Genomic DNA, 15,102 nt, shown 5'->3' with positions numbered 1-15,102 from the left:
CCCGTAACCAGTCAATACAGACTTGGAGGACTCGATATTATATTTGCTAAGTAAGAGCTATTTTAGACTATTTAGACAAAAAGAAAATGAAGTCCCCTTGCCTGGCTCGCTCTCAACAGCGATTGCACTGCCATGCAGCTCTATGATTCGGCGCGTAATAGCAAGACCTAAGCCGCTATTGGCACGCTCGTGTTTTCCGCGCTGTTCTTGGTTATCAGGTGTACGTCCACGATAGTGCGCCTCAAATATGTGTGGAATATCCTCTGGTGAAATACCTGACCCGGTATCGGTTACGCTCACCTGTAGTTGCTCACCCTGTCTGGAGATATCAATGCCTACCGAGTCTCCTTCACTGCAATGCCTGATCGCATTATCAACCAGATTGGTAAAAACCCGCTCCAACTTTTCAATATCTGCGCAGGCAATCAAAGAGGGGTCTTTTGGGTTTACATCCAACCGAATACCGTGCTGCTGAGCGTCGAGTTGCAGCTTCTGTAAAACATCCTGCGCCAACTCGGCAATAGACACCGGCTCCATCGTCAACTGAGTATTGTCGGCATCAAGGTGCGCCAGCTCAAACAACTGCTCTACCAGACGACTTACTTGCTGGGCGTTGTTGGCCGCCACGCGTATAAGCTCTGCGCTTTCATCCTCGGTCAGGCTGTTTTGTTTCAACTGCCAGGTCTCAAGGTAACCTTGCAGAGCGGCAAGCGGCGTGCGCAAATCATGAGAGACATAGGAGATTAGCTCTCGCCGCAGTTCATCGGTGGTTCTCACTTTTTCATACTGCTGTTTCAAGGTGCTGGCCATAGCGTTAAATGTTGCGCCGAGTCGCTGAATCTCATCCGTTGACTGCTCGTCCCAATCAGAGCTTGGCAATACCCCTTTATCAAACCCCTCTGAACGGAACTTTTTCATATCCGCCGTCAATTTCCGCAGTGGTCGGGTTAGCATTGCAAAAAGCAGCAAAACAACAATCAAACTAAACAACAGCGCCGCAAACAGCCCCCATACGCTCAATTTAATGATGTGGCTACTCTTCAGCAGATCGACGGTACTGTCATAAATTTCCCCGCCAATGATGATATAAAGATAGCCTTTTAGCTGGTCATTCTGTTTTATTTCAGCCACTGAGAATATTTTTTGACGGAACCGTGAACGAGGGTCATCTCCCAGTATGGGAAGTACTTCCGTACCCGAAAGGAATTGCCTAATGGGTGCCAAGTCGACTTTTTTACGTTTAATTTTCTCATCTTCAGCTGAATACGTGGTCACTTCACCTTTAGGGGTCAACACATAAAACTCGAAGCTGGGGCCAAGAATCATCATTGAGTGGAAGGCATGTTCCAACGCTTGCTGGTCGATCTCGCCATCCTTTAACAGGCTATCATCCCCAACCACATGAGCCGCAAGTTCCAGGTGGAGCTTTTGTTCAACTTCGTTCTGGTAGCGGATTGTTAACTGCTCTACCAGCGCCATCAAGAGAACGCCGATCAACAAAAAACTGCCCAGCAAGCCAAGTACCAGTTTGCTGTAAAAAGAATTGATCCATCCCATCACTATTCGACTCATTCAGGCTTATCAGTAGAGGTATTGCTGTGTTCAGCGTGAGTGCCATCAAGGCTCGTTTGGTTGGCAAGCCCTGCATCGGAAAACTTATAACCAACACCCCATACGGTTAATACATACTCAGGATTAGAAGGGTCTTTTTCGAGCTTGGTACGTAGTCGATTGATATGAGAGTTAACCGTATGCTCGTAACCACTATGGTGATAGCCCCAGACTTTATCCAGTAGCTGGCTACGACTAAATACCAACCCTGGTTGTCTTGCCATATACAGCAGTAGATCAAACTCGGTACTGGTTAAATCAACGGGGGCCTGATCAATCGTTACCAGACGTTTAGCGGTATTAATTTCCAGCTGGCCAAATTTCAGACTATCGGGTTCAGCAACAACAGGCGTTTGCGTTAACATTTCAACGCGCCTCAGCATCGCCTTGACCCTGGCCTGAAGCTCGCGCACACTGAACGGTTTGGTGATGTAGTCGTCTGCCCCCATCTCAAGCCCGACAACCCGGTCAGCCTCAGAGTCTTTTGCGGTTAGCATCAATATCGGCATAAGCAGCTTTGCGGTGCGCAGCCGCATACAGATTTCCAGCCCGTCCATTTCTGGCAGCATCACATCCAACACGATAAGGTCAAAGTTGCCTGTCATCGCCATTTGCAGCCCGCGAGAGCCGACATCACAACTTTCAACCTCATAGTTCATATCTCGCAGGTTCATGGAGACCAGCTTGTTAATATCCTGGTCATCTTCTATTACAAGAATTCTGCGTTTCATCAATATAAAACCTTATGTTGGATGCGGAGCAATAATGGTAAGGGCCTCGAGAATATCATGCTGGCCCAAAAACTAGCATAGCGTGGCTGCGAATAATGGTACAGTAGTTGGCCCTCATGACGGCAAAAATGAGAACCCCCTACCTATAGTGCTAACGGCTATCCATAGCGCTAGCGCCTGTCTACTGCACTGGCTACTGCCTGCTGCACTAGTTCCCACCTAAAGTACTAGTTAAGCCGTCGAACCACCAAACGAGCCACCGGTGCGTCAAAACGATGAGATTGATCCAGTACGGAGTCAGTATAGCCATCGACATTACTCACCACCCCCGGATGCCTTGAGACGACATTGACATCATCTCGCACGGCGTTGAACCCTTCGCCTCCATCAGCAGGCCCGGGTATAGTCCCGGCCAGTTCACTATTGCGCTCTGTACCCGCATCATAGGTCGGTAAAACCAGGGTCATTTGCTCTCCTAATGCCAGCGCGTTCAAGTCAATGCCACCTCGACCCGAAAATGCATCGTTGGTATTCACCAACATTGTTGCGACGGTTAGTTGGAGGTCTGAGGCGGAGTTAACCACAACGTCAACCCGGTCACTGGCGCCAGGGCCGACAACGCCGTCACCAGAGGATGTTGCAATCGCGCTCCCTGCGGATGCATCAGCCAAAAACTGAGTGTTATCGCCTGCTTCGGCTAACTGCTCAAGCCCTGCACCTGCCGGGGAACCAACAGACCATGCACTATACGAACTAGAGTGTAGCACTACTGCCAGCGGCGACAACGGCTGGTTGTTGCTCAGGTTGGTGACGGTTATTTCGTAGGTTTGCTGTACCGGGTCATTGTCGGAACAGCCTACAACGCCGGCCAACACCAGCATAGAAAGACCCGTACGAATAGTATTTTTCATATTCATCAAACCACCCTCCATTATTTAACGGTGATAACCACTTTAGCCACGGGGTTTAACCAACGATGGATGCGGCTATCAACATCGCTCACACCACCTGTTAAATCGGTATCACCTACATTGCCACGGTGGATATGAACCGTTTGGTTGGTTTCAGTCGTCGTAACACCGGTTGCTCCTGTGCCACCATTGCCGCCGGGGTTGGCTGGTATTCCCAACGCCCCCGGTGCACCGCCACCATTCACTACTTCATTATTGGCTTCAGTGCCGGCATCATAGGCATTGAGATAAACCGTGTAAGTACCTGCCTGCTGAGGTATTTTCCAGCCATTTAACCCCACAAACGCATCGTTGGTGGGCAACAGCATGGCGACAATCGAAAGGTGTGTGTTGGTTAAGGTATCCAGATTCTCAACCTGGGCTGAGGATGACGGCGCTAATAATCCGCTTGCGGGATTTTCTGCATTTACCGCACCCGTGGCTACAGCGGCTGCCGCAAGGCCCGAAATATCACCGCCTTCAGCCATCGCCTGAAGTTCCGGTGTTGCCGTCTGACCGGCTTCAAATAAGTGTGTGGATGAGTCATGAGCACTTACCAACAGTGGCGTAAAATACATGCCGTGAGTGAGGTTAGTCACTTCAACATCAACTGTCTGGGCCGATACCAAGTGTGAAGCAAGTATAAAAGGCAGAGCAGACAGCGTAGCAATTGATTTCGTTTTCATCTTCGTTTCTTCCTCTAATTATTTTTAATACTGCATTGTGATAGACAACGCTTAAAAGAGTACGAAACAAAAATCCCGGAGGCCTCACACAGATATAACAAAATTATCACGACCTATCATGATTTGATAAAACCGGTGATCCAGACCTTTTCTTGCCACGTATTTTTAGTAAATACTAGGTTCAGACCCACAAATAGAGCTGAGGTAGCCCATATGATTAAACCTACGATCCTGTTGTTGGCAGGCATGATGTCGATAGCAGCCTGCAGTGCTGAAACAACTCCGGACAAGACCGAAAACTCAACAAGCACCGGCTCTTCCGCCAGCGATACCATGGCTGTCGCAACATTTGCCGGTGGCTGTTTCTGGTGTGTTGAATCAGACTTCGAAAAAGTGCCAGGCGTCTCTGAGGTGGTCTCGGGGTATGTCGGTGGACATGTTCAAAACCCCACCTATAAACAAGTGTCATACGGTAACACCGGGCATGTCGAAGCGGTCGAGGTTCACTATGACCCTAGCCAGGTTAGCTATAAACAGCTACTACATGCGTTTTGGCAGCAGGTTGACCCTACAGACACGGGTGGCCAGTTTGTCGATAGAGGGTTCCAGTACCGCCCCTTCATTTTTTACCATAACGAGCAGCAGAAAATAGCCGCTGAACAGTCACGCAATGCACTGGCTAAATCTGGCCGCTTTGAGAAACCTCTCGCCACAGAGATAAAACAAGTGTCACACTTCTGGCCGGCAGAGGAGTATCATCAGGACTACTTTAAAAAGAACCCGATTCGTTACAAGTTTTACCGGTACAACTCAGGTAGAGATCAGTTTTTAGAAGCAACATGGGGAGAGGATCTCCACAAACCAGAGGAGAGTGGAAAAATGACTCAGATAAATCCAGGCCAAAACGACTATAAAAAGGTATCTGACGAAGAGCTAAGACAAAATCTGACGCCCCTTCAGTACCAAGTCACTCAAGAAGATGCGACCGAACGTGCATTCAATAATGAGTACTGGGATGAAAAGCGTGAAGGAATCTACGTTGACGTAGTCAGCAATGAGCCGCTCTTTTCGTCTGTCGACAAGTACGACTCAGGAAGTGGATGGCCGAGCTTTTCACGTCCGATCAACGACGAAAATATTGTTGAAAGGAAAGACACCAAACTGTTCATGACGAGAACAGAGGTGCGCAGCAAGTATGGCGACTCCCATCTGGGGCATGTGTTTGAAGATGGCCCTGAGCCAACGGGGCTAAGGTACTGCATAAACTCGGCATCGTTGCGTTTTATCCCTAAAGAGGATCTTGAGAAAGAGGGTTATGGAACACTCTTAGCGCTATTCAAATAGCCGCTGATGCTCAAGGGCATGTTTACTTGCAGGAACATGCCCTACTTGAAGTACCCCCTCCAAGCCCTCTCCCTCCTGACAACAATATACGGCATGTATCATTTTGCTGAATGTCAATAATCAATATTAACAATTGGTATAACTGGCCATACCGCTATATTGTCTTAGCTTCAGTTTAGTGAGGCACCGCGATGACATTTTCTAGCGAACCAACCCGCGCTTTGGAACGGCTCAAAGTACTGGCCGCCGGTATAATCAGCCTTATCCTGATGTTGGGGATAGCCCGATTTGCCTACACGCCTCTGCTCCCCCTTATGCAGCAACAGGCCTCTCTCGGAATATCAGAAGGGGGATGGTTAGCCAGCATTAACTACATGGGCTATTTCACTGGTGTACTCATTGCCGCCTCCATCAGCAATATGATGCTGAAAGACCGGCTCTACCGAATCGGTATTATTGTTGCCGTTGTCAGCACCTTGGGGATGGCACTCACCACTAACTTTTGGGTCTGGAGCCTGATGCGCTACCTGGCAGGCCTAAGCAGTGCAGCCAGTATTCTGCTGGGCTCCGGCTTGATCCTTAACTGGCTTATTCGACACCGCTACCGAAGTGAACTGGGGATTCACTTTGCGGGAGCGGGACTGGGAATCGCATTCTGTTCCTATGTTTCCAGCATCATGACGCCCGAGTTTGATTGGCGTGAGCAGTGGCTGGCACTCTCTCTGATCGGGGTTCTAATGGCCATTCCTGCCTGGCGCTGGCTGCCCAAACCCGAAAACAGCCATGTGATGAAAAATGGCGAAGCTCTGGTCGATAACCCACCATCCAAGGCGTACCTTAGGCTTTTTATCGCCGCCTATTTATGCGCCGGTGTCGGGTTTGTAATCAGTGCCACCTTTATTGTGGCGATTGTTAATCAACAAAACCCCTTGTCAGATGAAGGGACATTGGTCTTTATGGTGCTGGGATTGGCCGCCGCCCCTTCCTGTATTATCTGGGACTTGGTCGCCCGAAAAACCGGTGACTTAAATGCATTGGCGCTTGCCTTTGCAATCCATACCACCGGTATCGTGCTACCCGTTTTTAGCAACGGTTCGGCAACGGCCTACCTCAGTGCGGTGCTTTTTGGCGGCACATTTATGGGCATCGTGAGCCTGGTGCTAACGATGGCAGGTAGACTATACCCAAGCGCGCCGTCAAAAATGATGGGGAAAATGACCATCAGCTATGGTGTTGCGCAAATAGTCGCTCCCGCCATTACCGGGCAGATTGCAGAGGCAGGGGGCGGTTATAGCGACGGCCTCACCATGGCGGGGCTTTTTATGGTTGTTGGGACGCTACTGGTTTTATCACTGCGCGTAGTCGAGCAGCGAGAACACGCCAATCAGCAACTCAATCAAGTCTAGCGCAATCAAGCCTAGAACAATCAACCCTAGAACAATCAACCCTAGCGCAACGGGCCATAGACGGGCCTTTTGCCATCGAGCAGCGTTTTTACTAAAGAAATCAATAGTTAACAAGGAGCCAGCTATGCCATACGTCAATATCAAGATAACCCGTGAAGGCGCAACCAAAGAGCAAAAAGCAGCGTTGATCAGCGGAGTAACAGCGCTGCTGCAAAAAACCTTAAACAAAAACCCCGCCACAACCGTTGTGGTTATCGACGAAGTAGAAACAGACAACTGGGGTATCGGTGGAGAAGTGGTAACAGAACTCAGAAAAAAGAGTTGAGTTGTCCCGCCAGGTTTATCAATCAGACCTAAGAGCGCGTGATCATTAGCATTCTCAATATCAGGTGTTATGATTAATCAACATCATTAAACTACAGGAGTAACGCTATGATCTCTATTGTGCGCCCATTGCTGGCCAGCATCTTATTGGTTGTATTGACAGGCTGTCAGAGCATGTATTACGGAGCCATGGAGAAGGTTGGCTACCATAAGCGAGATATTATGGTTGATCGTGTTGAAGAGGTCAGTGAAGCCCAAAGCGATGCAAAAGAGCAGTTTTCATCAGCATTAGAACGCTACCAGTCACTGATTACGATTAAAGATCAGGATCTGCTTGATAAGTACAATGCGCTTAACGACGAGTTTGAAGACAGCAAAGCGGCAGCAGAAAAAGTCAGCGATCGTATCGATGCTGTCGAAGATGTGTCCGAGGCGTTGTTTGATGAATGGGAAGAAGAGCTGAAACTCTATACCAGCAGCAGTTTAAGAGAACAAAGTCGCCGGAAAATAACGACGACCAAAAAGAAATATGGCCAGCTAATGAAGTCCATGCGTAGCGCCGAAGCCAAAATGGAGCCCGTTCTTAACGCCCTTCAGGATCAAGTGCTATTTTTGAAGCATAACTTAAATGCACGAGCCATTGACTCACTCAAAGGCGAGTTGAGAACCATCGAATCTGACGTCGCCAGGCTGATCAAAGAGATGGAAAAATCAATTGCTGAATCTGAGGAATTCATTGCCGAGCTTAAAGAAGGCTAGCGTCTACTAAATCTAAAACACTTTTTTATAGTGCCCAGTCGTGGTCTCTTATGAAAAGAGATGCGACTGGAATATTTCTTACTTAAGCAATCCCCATAAAATACAGCCCTCGCCCCCACACCAATAAGCCGTAAATTTCGCAGTGTTAGCGACCCGTTTTTAACACCTTAAAAAACTTCATTATTTTCTTTTGAACTTTTTCATCATTATACAGGTCTCTATTGTGTCCTTATTTTTTAAGGCACCAATACCCAACAAGTAGATCAATCCACACATGAAAGAGGAATTTCAGATGAGCGAGAAGAATAGTAAGTCAATTGCAAGCGCGGCTATCGCGGGTGTATTAGCTGTTGGCATGATGGCAAGCGCTGGCAATGCAGTCGCCGGTAAGCCGGGTTTTGAAAAATGCCAGGGGATTGCGAAAGCCGGTATGAACGACTGCGGCACCAGCAAGCATAGCTGTGCAGGGCAATCAACAGTCGATGGCGACCCGGAAGAGTGGGTTTATGTACCGACAGGCACTTGCGATAAGATCGTTGGTGGCAAGGTAAAAAGCTAACTATCCGCACAGCCACCAGCAGCAGGGAGTTTTCCACATGTCATCTACCGGTCATCACAGCGCATCATTATGCGGTGCTGGAGTTGGGTTACGCTCAATTCACTACCAGACAATTCTGGAAACACTCCCTGACATTCCTTGGTTTGAAGCCCTGACAGATAACTACATGGGCAATGGCGGGCTGCCTCTGCAATATTTAGAACAAATACGAGAACACTACCCTATTACTTTCCATGGTGTTGGCCTATCACTTGGATCGTTAGACCCACTTGACCAGGGCTACATCAAAAAACTGAAACATCTAATCAACCGTTTTAAACCCCAATGGGTATCAGACCACCTTTGCTGGTCATCCTACGACGGCATTCATGGCAACGACCTGTTTCCGATGCCTTACTCAGAAGAAGCCCTCAAGCATATGGCTAACCGCATTATGCAAGTGCAGGATGCACTTGGGCAGCGAATAATGGTTGAGAACGTTTCAAGTTACGTGACCTACCAATCTGATGAAATGACTGAGTGGGCATTTTTAGCCGAAGTCGCCAAGCAGGCTGATTGTGATTTGCTTTGCGACGTGAACAATATCTATGTCAGCGCCCAGAATCACCAGTTTGACCCGTTAGAGTATTTGGAAGCCCTTCCCCATGAGCGCATTCGAGAAATTCATTTAGCCGGTTACGAGGATGAAGGCACACACCTATTGGACACGCACGGCAGTGCTATTCATGACCCGGTTTGGTCTTTATATAAACAAGTTATAGAGATGATCGGCCCAACGGCAACACTGGTTGAGTGGGACACCAATATTCCCAGTTTCGATGTTTTATATTCAGAAGCCAAAAAAGCCGCACATATTTTGGAGCAGTACCATGTCGCTGCATGATGTTCAGCGCCAGTTTATGAGCGCTATGTATCGCACCGGTGTAGCAGCAGATCGCTTTATCAAACCATCTTGCACACTCTCATCAAACGAGCGTCTGGCAATATACCGAGGCAGTGTTCGAGGGGGGCTGTTACAGGCACTCAGTGATATCTATCCGACACTTAATAAACTGTTGGGAGATAATCCTTTTGAAGGCCTTTGCAGGCGTTATATTGAAGAAACCCCGTCACAGTCAGCTAATATTGCCGAATATGGCCACCGCCTGGCGGAGTTTGTTGCCTCATTCAAACCCTTATCAGAGTATCCCTATATGGCAGATGTTGCTCGTTTGGAGTGGGCATGGCATCAGGTATTCAATGAGTCGGATAGTATTCCATTAGACCTGGAGCGGCTAGGCTTAATGTCTCCAGAGCAGCAAATGGCACTCAAGTTTCACCCTCCCAAAGCAAGTCGCTTGATTCACTCTCATTGGCCCATTCATAAAATATGGCAGAACAACCAGCCTCATCAGAGCGACGAACAAAGCGACCAGACAATAGAACTCATTCGCAGTGATTTCTTTTTACTGATTTGGCGAAGAGAGTATGAAATGCGGGTTGATCTCCTCGAAGAACCCCAATGGCACTTTCTGAGCAGCCTCAACCAAACGGCAAATTTTTCTGCAGCCATTGAGGTTTTTCTAGAGGAATATCCCGATCAAAACGTACCCGAGCTTTTTGCCACCGCCGTCCGTCACGGCTGGGTAGCCACATTCGAATAAATAGAAACGTATTCAGGAGCCTGACATGACAACCACGACCACCGTTGAAACCAACCGGGAAAGCGACAAAAAAAGCCTTATGCGCCGCACTGTTAAGCTCTACTCTGCCACCATAAAATGGGTCGATTATCTCCAGCCCGTATTAAATGTGATATTCCGCTTATCGGTCGCCAAAGTATTTTTCATGTCAGGTTTAACCAAGATCAAAAGCTGGGACACCACCTTAATGCTATTCGAGTACGAATATGCCGTTCCGGTCATTGATTTTAAACTGGCGGCTATTTTAGCAACAGGTGGAGAGCTGATACTGCCGGTATTGCTGGTACTCGGGCTCGCTGGCCGGTTTGGCGCGGCAGGGCTTTTTATACTGAACTTTGTTGCGGCAATCTCCTACCCGGATATCAGCCCTGCGGGTATTAAAGATCATTATTTCTGGGGAGCCATGCTTCTAGTGCTGGTGGTCTACGGACCAGGAAAGCTATCTATTGACCACCTGATCAAGCGCAAATTAGTGCCATAGATGAGTTTAGTAAGGTGCGTGCGGGAGCTATAAGAGTTCATAAGTCTCCCCTAGCTATATCCCGCTACGCCCCTGCATTACTCATCTTCATATTATCGGGCGCAGGGCACCCTCCAACCTCTTTGCAGCCACACACCTTGCCAAGCTCTTTGTACGACCTAGCTCTTTGTAGCCACACATCTTGCCAAGGCCTTTGTACGAACCTCTTTGTAGCCACATATCTTGCCAAGGCCTTTGTACGAGGGTGCCCTGCGCCCGACTCTATGGTTAGCAGTGCAATTCCTCTACGACACCTTCTTACCCAACAGTTCGCTCTCGGGAATCTCCCAAAACTTGGAAAGTTCATCAACCCAGGCTTGTAAGACAGGTTCCTGAACCCGGCGCTGCTGCATCGCGACACTGAGAGATATCGGCGGTGGGGTTCCGCCCCAGCAAGCCCCCCAACCTTCAGTTTCAGCTTGCTCGGCATCATCCAGCCGCAGCAATGCGACACCCAGGCCTGATTTTACTAATTGGCGAATTGACTCTTCGTTGTCAACAAACACCGCTTTACTTGGCTCAACCCCAGCATCACGAAACATGGTTTCAGTCAGGTGATAAAATGGGCAACGCTCGGTGGTATAAACCCACGGAAGTGCACCCAATTCTGCTACCGATGCGCACTTAATCTTTTGTTCCCACACTTTTGGCGCCACAATCGCGGTCTTGATATCAGCTATTTGCAGAACATGCAGATCAGTTGTTGTTGATGAGCCAAAGAAAAAGCCTGTATCCAGCTTGCCTTTGCGGATATCCAGCAAAATATCAGGCGACATGCTGTGGATAAATGATAACTGAACACCGGGATACGCTTGACTGGCATCCGCCAATAATTCCGGAAGTTTCAAAAAGGCCAAGTCTGAATTAACACCCACAGATAAGCGCCCCATCACTTCGCCCTTAATCGCTTTCGCCTGCGAAACAACTAAGTTGGCAGCATCCAACGCGGCTTGAGCCTGAATCAGCAGTTTTTCACCCGACGGCGTCAGCTTCATCCCCTTAGGCGTGCGATCAAATAAAACCACCCCTAAAGATTCCTCAAGTGCTTTAAGTTGAGCACTGACCGCTGGTTGGCTGGTAAACAATCGCTCTGCTGCTCGTGTCAGGTGCTGCTCTTCGGCGACAGTAATAAATGTTTTGAGTTGGTTCAATTCCATCTAACGGCTCCTGTTTGAGGATTTAATTGAACCCTATAACAAAAAAAAGTGCCATCGGAATATCAGATGACGTGCATCCAAACATACGATTGGATTGAAAACCTGCATGGGATTTAAATGATCAACACCGAAAACATCTAACAGGAGATCGACATGCAATTATCAACTAACAGCCACCTTCTAACTAAGCCTCGCAGGTTTGCAACACTAGACGCGCCCCATACGCTTCAGAAAATGAAGAGACAACTCAAGGTCAAGCTGCGTATCTTGCTACCGAAACTAAAAAACGCTATCTACCTATGGAAAGAACGCGCTCGTCAACGTCGCGCACTGGCCCAACTAAGCAACTACCAGTTAAAGGATATAGGCCTTAGCAGAAGTGACGCGATCAATGAGGCAGGTAAGCCGTTTTGGAAGTCTTAAGCCCCGATTGCGAATACCAGCGGCTAACTTTCTACTGGTGTGAGAGAACATCCAATGTTCGCGACGTATTCATCAAATGGCTGGCAATGATGATCTGGTAGAGCGATAGCCATGGAAACCTGATTACCATAGTTAATCTGCTCTATCAGCCCGTCATGCTGGCTTAGCCAATGCCTGATAAGCTGTTCGTGTGAGAAATCACAAGTGAGATTGAGCATCCTGCGTGCGACTTGCTGCTCGGTTTTGAGTGCATCCATCGCCATTTGAGCTGCCGCTGAGTACGCCCGAACCAGGCCACCCGCGCCTAACTTTATACCGCCAAAATACCGGCTGACAATGATCATCACATCACCCACGTCTTTGTGCTGCAAGACGTTCAATATAGGCTTACCTGCGGTGCCACTGGGTTCACCATCATCTGACATCGCCGCGCTCGCCGCAGACTTGGGGTTACCAAACTGATACGCCCAGCAATGGTGTCGGGCATCGGGATACTTGCCCTTCCGCTCCGCAAGCAATGCCATCGCCTGTTCTCGGGTATCAGCATAGGCTGCAAAGGCGATAAACCGGCTTTTTTTGACTTCGTGGCAGACTTCACACGAGGAAGAGGGAACAGGGTAGGTAGAGGTCATGGGTTGGCTACATTGGTCGCTAAAATCACACAACGCCACCTGTAGCCCTGCTGATGTATATTAGAGAAGGCTACAGAGTGAGTCGTTACATTGATATTAGTTTACCGTATCCAGTCACCAAACTGACAGCGAAATGAAGGAGGGGTTGAGCTTACGCCACCAACCTGAGTTTGGTCGTGCTATCCGCCTTGCCTCTTGATGGCTCATTGGTCGCTACCGTTAAGCCAGTCGCTTGGGTTAGACAGTCAATATCTTCAGGCGAGAACATTTTTTCAGCCCGACCTGACCGCAACACAAACGCGCAATCCAGCTGTAGTGGAGCACCAGCGACGATATTATTTTTAACGGTGATGGTATTACTTTCCAGGCTGACGCCCAGTAGTGTGTATGGGTACATGATAGTATTCCTTGATTGCAATAATTGTTATTTTTATTCTGGCAATTTGCCTAATGACAGGACTGTTTGTTTGACGCCTGTACAAGCAATTGCCGATATTTTAATCAACTGTTTAACTACACTAAAGCTATTTCAGCGGTACGCTCGTTCATATTGTTTCGCTCAATGCCCGGAACGCCTTATTCTTCCTGCTACAGAGCCACTTTAACAAAGTTTTGCATTTTTCAGTACGTTGCTCAATTGTTATTGGACTTACGAAATAACATCACGACTCAACAGAGCTAAACACCAGCATAAGTATAATCAAAGTCACACAACAATTGTGACGAGGTTAATAAAATGCGGTTCATGACCCAGCAAAAACAAAAAAACCTGAACACACAAATTTTCGTTTCCTTTGCTGTTTTCTCTGCGATGCTATTTGCCCTGACCAGTGAACTCAGCTCTAACTCGACCATTATCAAACATACCCGGCCTACAACCACAACAATGCTTTCTACTGTCGATGCCGACCAAAAGGCTGCAGAGCTATATACCTTATCTGACCCGTTAAATGATGCGGTAGATGCTTACGCGAGCGTTATCAAAGAGGCGTTTCCGTTTGAGAAACAAATTAGACGTGTTGCGCTTGAGTTAAAGGTAGATGAGAGCCTGGTTTACGCGGTAACTAAAGCCGAATCGAGCTTTCGTTCAGGCGTGCGGAGCCATGCGGGCGCGGTGGGCCTGATGCAAGTCATCGCCAGTGCAGCAGGTCGAGATGCATATTATCGCCTGCACAAGAAAAGAGTGACCCCAACAGCGGAACAACTTAAAGACCCGTATACCAATCTACGATTGGGCAGTGCCTATTTGAAGCTACTGGAAGAGCATCACTTCGGGCACATTACCGATGACAAACTGAAGCAAATGCTAGTATTGGCCGCATACAACTGGGGGCCGGTAAATGTTAAGCGTAAGCTGCTGTCAAAGAACCCGCCACGCAATGCAGCCGAAATGAACTGGGTGCTTTGGACTAAAGCACCCCGTGAGACCTATAGCTATGTTAATAAAGTGCTGAAGTACCAGACTCAGTTTAGCCAGTTTGAGGCATAGGCCTGGCGTTCATAGTCGTGCCGTCACTCAATCAACGGGCGGGGTCGATATAACTGCCGGTACTACTGTTAATACGATACCACCCTGCAATACTTAGCCTCTGCTTTGTGGTTTTAAGGACTTCATGGGGAAAGCGCTCACTAAGAAAGAAAATGGCTCGTCCGCCTTTGGGCAACACCCGTTCAATGAGCTGATCTGCTTCATCATACACCGCAAGCTCTCCTCCCCATTCTGACTCCCAGTGCTCATTCAGATAAATGACATTGGTGAGCACGCGGTTTGAACGCCCTTTAAATGCATCCAGATGTTTCTGGTAAAAGCTCCCAGGCTCATATACGGCAAAGTGCGCTTCGTAGTCATGCAGCCCCATAAAAAGGTGGCGGTTAATCTCGCTTCTCAAATCATCACATTGTGATAGAAACTGCTGTTGCGCGCTCGTTTCGCCTTCAATCCACTGGGTTTTATCTGAGCGAATATCATCGTTAACCTGCAGCGCTCCACCCCTGCCAATACCTGCTCTCTCAATCCCCATTCGATTTAGTTCGGTAATTTCATCCCTAAGCGCCTTGGTCAGTTCTGGCGATAAGAAATCATCAACCACAAGATAGCCTCTATCGACCAAGGCATCGACCAACTCACGGTATGAAAAAGAGGGTTGCTGCACGCTATCTTGTAAGTTGTTTGCCATATCTGGCCTCAATAAGAAAACATTGTTAACAATAATGAAATAAAAACAGCCGTTTCGACTTGGCCCTGGTAATTCAGCTCGATCCCTCCTGCGAAACCACGCTATTATACACTTAGTGTTGACCTGATATTTATATTCTTT

At 48.1% G+C, this 15,102-nt stretch carries 18 protein-coding genes; 10 read left to right on the top strand and 8 right to left on the bottom strand.

Annotated features, from left to right (window positions below):
• Positions 1-57: 57 nt before the first annotated feature.
• The 4 genes from MY523_RS18990 to MY523_RS18975 form a co-directional block, all read right to left on the bottom strand.
• Positions 58-1,557 carry a sensor histidine kinase gene (locus MY523_RS18990; protein ID WP_250656251.1) on the bottom strand — a complete coding sequence of 500 codons (1,500 nt, stop codon included), beginning with the start codon at positions 1,555-1,557 and terminating at the stop codon, positions 58-60.
• 11 nt (positions 1,558-1,568) lie between these two features.
• A complete protein-coding gene (locus tag MY523_RS18985) occupies positions 1,569-2,342 on the bottom strand; it encodes a response regulator (protein WP_250656250.1) in 774 nt (257 codons plus the stop codon).
• Between the two features lie 227 nt (positions 2,343-2,569).
• Positions 2,570-3,259 carry a spondin domain-containing protein gene (locus MY523_RS18980; RefSeq protein WP_250656249.1) on the bottom strand — a complete coding sequence of 230 codons (690 nt, stop codon included), beginning with the start codon at positions 3,257-3,259 and terminating at the stop codon, positions 2,570-2,572.
• Between the two features lie 14 nt (positions 3,260-3,273).
• Entirely contained in the window at positions 3,274-3,978 is a 705-nt protein-coding gene (locus tag MY523_RS18975) for a spondin domain-containing protein (protein ID WP_250656248.1), read from the bottom strand.
• A 213-nt stretch (positions 3,979-4,191) separates the two neighbouring features.
• Here MY523_RS18975 and msrB point away from each other — a divergent pair, with 213 nt between their 5' ends.
• The 8 genes from msrB (at position 4,192) to MY523_RS18935 (ending at position 10,533) form a co-directional block, all read left to right on the top strand.
• Complete coding sequence (gene msrB / locus MY523_RS18970) at positions 4,192-5,322, top strand: peptide-methionine (R)-S-oxide reductase MsrB (RefSeq protein WP_250656247.1); 1,131 nt, start codon at positions 4,192-4,194, stop codon at positions 5,320-5,322.
• 191 nt (positions 5,323-5,513) lie between these two features.
• Positions 5,514-6,728 (top strand): YbfB/YjiJ family MFS transporter, encoded by a 1,215-nt coding sequence (locus MY523_RS18965; protein WP_250656246.1) that lies wholly within the window; start codon positions 5,514-5,516, stop codon positions 6,726-6,728.
• On the top strand, positions 6,706-7,053 hold the full coding sequence (locus MY523_RS18960; RefSeq protein WP_338021782.1) for a 2-hydroxymuconate tautomerase family protein: 348 nt from the start codon (positions 6,706-6,708) through the stop codon (positions 7,051-7,053). The genes MY523_RS18965 and MY523_RS18960 overlap by 23 nt, the downstream gene beginning before the upstream one ends.
• A gap of 107 nt (positions 7,054-7,160) precedes the next feature.
• A complete protein-coding gene (locus MY523_RS18955; RefSeq protein ID WP_250656244.1) occupies positions 7,161-7,811 on the top strand; it encodes a DUF2959 domain-containing protein in 651 nt (216 codons plus the stop codon).
• A 292-nt stretch (positions 7,812-8,103) separates the two neighbouring features.
• Complete coding sequence (locus MY523_RS18950) at positions 8,104-8,370, top strand: BufA1 family periplasmic bufferin-type metallophore (protein ID WP_250656243.1); 267 nt, start codon at positions 8,104-8,106, stop codon at positions 8,368-8,370.
• Positions 8,371-8,407: 37 nt separating this feature from the next.
• Entirely contained in the window at positions 8,408-9,253 is an 846-nt protein-coding gene (gene bufB / locus MY523_RS18945; protein ID WP_250656242.1) for an MNIO family bufferin maturase, read from the top strand.
• A complete protein-coding gene (locus MY523_RS18940) occupies positions 9,240-10,013 on the top strand; it encodes an HvfC/BufC N-terminal domain-containing protein (protein ID WP_250656241.1) in 774 nt (257 codons plus the stop codon). Before bufB ends, MY523_RS18940 begins: the two co-directional genes overlap by 14 nt.
• Positions 10,014-10,038: 25 nt before the next feature.
• Positions 10,039-10,533: a DoxX family protein gene (locus MY523_RS18935; protein ID WP_250656240.1), complete on the top strand. Its 495-nt coding sequence runs from the start codon at positions 10,039-10,041 to the stop codon at positions 10,531-10,533.
• A gap of 284 nt (positions 10,534-10,817) precedes the next feature.
• Here the strand turns inward: MY523_RS18935 and MY523_RS18930 are convergent, their stop codons facing one another.
• A complete protein-coding gene (locus MY523_RS18930) occupies positions 10,818-11,729 on the bottom strand; it encodes a LysR family transcriptional regulator (RefSeq protein WP_250656239.1) in 912 nt (303 codons plus the stop codon).
• 153 nt (positions 11,730-11,882) lie between these two features.
• On the opposite strand from MY523_RS18930, the gene MY523_RS18925 reads away from it, so the two are divergent.
• Positions 11,883-12,152, top strand: coding sequence for a DUF1127 domain-containing protein (locus tag MY523_RS18925; RefSeq protein ID WP_250656238.1), 270 nt, complete (start codon positions 11,883-11,885; stop codon positions 12,150-12,152).
• A gap of 23 nt (positions 12,153-12,175) precedes the next feature.
• Here MY523_RS18925 and MY523_RS18920 read toward each other — a convergent pair whose 3' ends face one another.
• Positions 12,176-12,784 carry a YigZ family protein gene (locus tag MY523_RS18920; RefSeq protein WP_250656237.1) on the bottom strand — a complete coding sequence of 203 codons (609 nt, stop codon included), beginning with the start codon at positions 12,782-12,784 and terminating at the stop codon, positions 12,176-12,178.
• 151 nt (positions 12,785-12,935) lie between these two features.
• Entirely contained in the window at positions 12,936-13,181 is a 246-nt protein-coding gene (locus MY523_RS18915; RefSeq protein ID WP_250656236.1) for a hypothetical protein, read from the bottom strand.
• A 339-nt stretch (positions 13,182-13,520) separates the two neighbouring features.
• On the opposite strand from MY523_RS18915, the gene MY523_RS18910 reads away from it, so the two are divergent.
• Positions 13,521-14,273, top strand: coding sequence for a transglycosylase SLT domain-containing protein (locus tag MY523_RS18910; RefSeq protein ID WP_250656235.1), 753 nt, complete (start codon positions 13,521-13,523; stop codon positions 14,271-14,273).
• A gap of 31 nt (positions 14,274-14,304) precedes the next feature.
• Here the strand turns inward: MY523_RS18910 and MY523_RS18905 are convergent, their stop codons facing one another.
• Positions 14,305-14,961: a 2OG-Fe(II) oxygenase gene (locus MY523_RS18905; RefSeq protein WP_250656234.1), complete on the bottom strand. Its 657-nt coding sequence runs from the start codon at positions 14,959-14,961 to the stop codon at positions 14,305-14,307.
• Between the last annotated feature and the right edge of the window lie 141 nt (positions 14,962-15,102).

Origin of the sequence: Alkalimarinus coralli (assembly GCF_023650515.1) — a bacterium.
Classification (GTDB): domain Bacteria; phylum Pseudomonadota; class Gammaproteobacteria; order Pseudomonadales; family Oleiphilaceae; genus Alkalimarinus; species Alkalimarinus coralli.
The sequence above is the reverse complement of the archived record's forward strand: the minus strand, read 5'-3'. Positions and strand labels throughout refer to the sequence as shown.

What these genes read in the sequence shown, in the direction of transcription:
- MY523_RS18990 (WP_250656251.1), bottom strand. Translation starts at nt 1,557, where the DNA reads ATGGGATGGATCAATTCTTTTTACAGCAAACTGGTACTTGGCTTGCTG.
- MY523_RS18985 (WP_250656250.1), bottom strand. Translation starts at nt 2,342, where the DNA reads ATGAAACGCAGAATTCTTGTAATAGAAGATGACCAGGATATTAACAAG.
- MY523_RS18980 (WP_250656249.1), bottom strand. Translation starts at nt 3,259, where the DNA reads ATGAATATGAAAAATACTATTCGTACGGGTCTTTCTATGCTGGTGTTG.
- MY523_RS18975 (WP_250656248.1), bottom strand. Translation starts at nt 3,978, where the DNA reads ATGAAAACGAAATCAATTGCTACGCTGTCTGCTCTGCCTTTTATACTT.
- msrB (WP_250656247.1), top strand. Translation starts at nt 4,192, where the DNA reads ATGATTAAACCTACGATCCTGTTGTTGGCAGGCATGATGTCGATAGCA.
- MY523_RS18965 (WP_250656246.1), top strand. Translation starts at nt 5,514, where the DNA reads ATGACATTTTCTAGCGAACCAACCCGCGCTTTGGAACGGCTCAAAGTA.
- MY523_RS18955 (WP_250656244.1), top strand. Translation starts at nt 7,161, where the DNA reads ATGATCTCTATTGTGCGCCCATTGCTGGCCAGCATCTTATTGGTTGTA.
- MY523_RS18950 (WP_250656243.1), top strand. Translation starts at nt 8,104, where the DNA reads ATGAGCGAGAAGAATAGTAAGTCAATTGCAAGCGCGGCTATCGCGGGT.
- bufB (WP_250656242.1), top strand. Translation starts at nt 8,408, where the DNA reads ATGTCATCTACCGGTCATCACAGCGCATCATTATGCGGTGCTGGAGTT.
- MY523_RS18940 (WP_250656241.1), top strand. Translation starts at nt 9,240, where the DNA reads ATGTCGCTGCATGATGTTCAGCGCCAGTTTATGAGCGCTATGTATCGC.
- MY523_RS18935 (WP_250656240.1), top strand. Translation starts at nt 10,039, where the DNA reads ATGACAACCACGACCACCGTTGAAACCAACCGGGAAAGCGACAAAAAA.
- MY523_RS18930 (WP_250656239.1), bottom strand. Translation starts at nt 11,729, where the DNA reads ATGGAATTGAACCAACTCAAAACATTTATTACTGTCGCCGAAGAGCAG.
- MY523_RS18925 (WP_250656238.1), top strand. Translation starts at nt 11,883, where the DNA reads ATGCAATTATCAACTAACAGCCACCTTCTAACTAAGCCTCGCAGGTTT.
- MY523_RS18920 (WP_250656237.1), bottom strand. Translation starts at nt 12,784, where the DNA reads ATGACCTCTACCTACCCTGTTCCCTCTTCCTCGTGTGAAGTCTGCCAC.
- MY523_RS18915 (WP_250656236.1), bottom strand. Translation starts at nt 13,181, where the DNA reads ATGTACCCATACACACTACTGGGCGTCAGCCTGGAAAGTAATACCATC.
- MY523_RS18910 (WP_250656235.1), top strand. Translation starts at nt 13,521, where the DNA reads ATGCGGTTCATGACCCAGCAAAAACAAAAAAACCTGAACACACAAATT.
- MY523_RS18905 (WP_250656234.1), bottom strand. Translation starts at nt 14,961, where the DNA reads ATGGCAAACAACTTACAAGATAGCGTGCAGCAACCCTCTTTTTCATAC.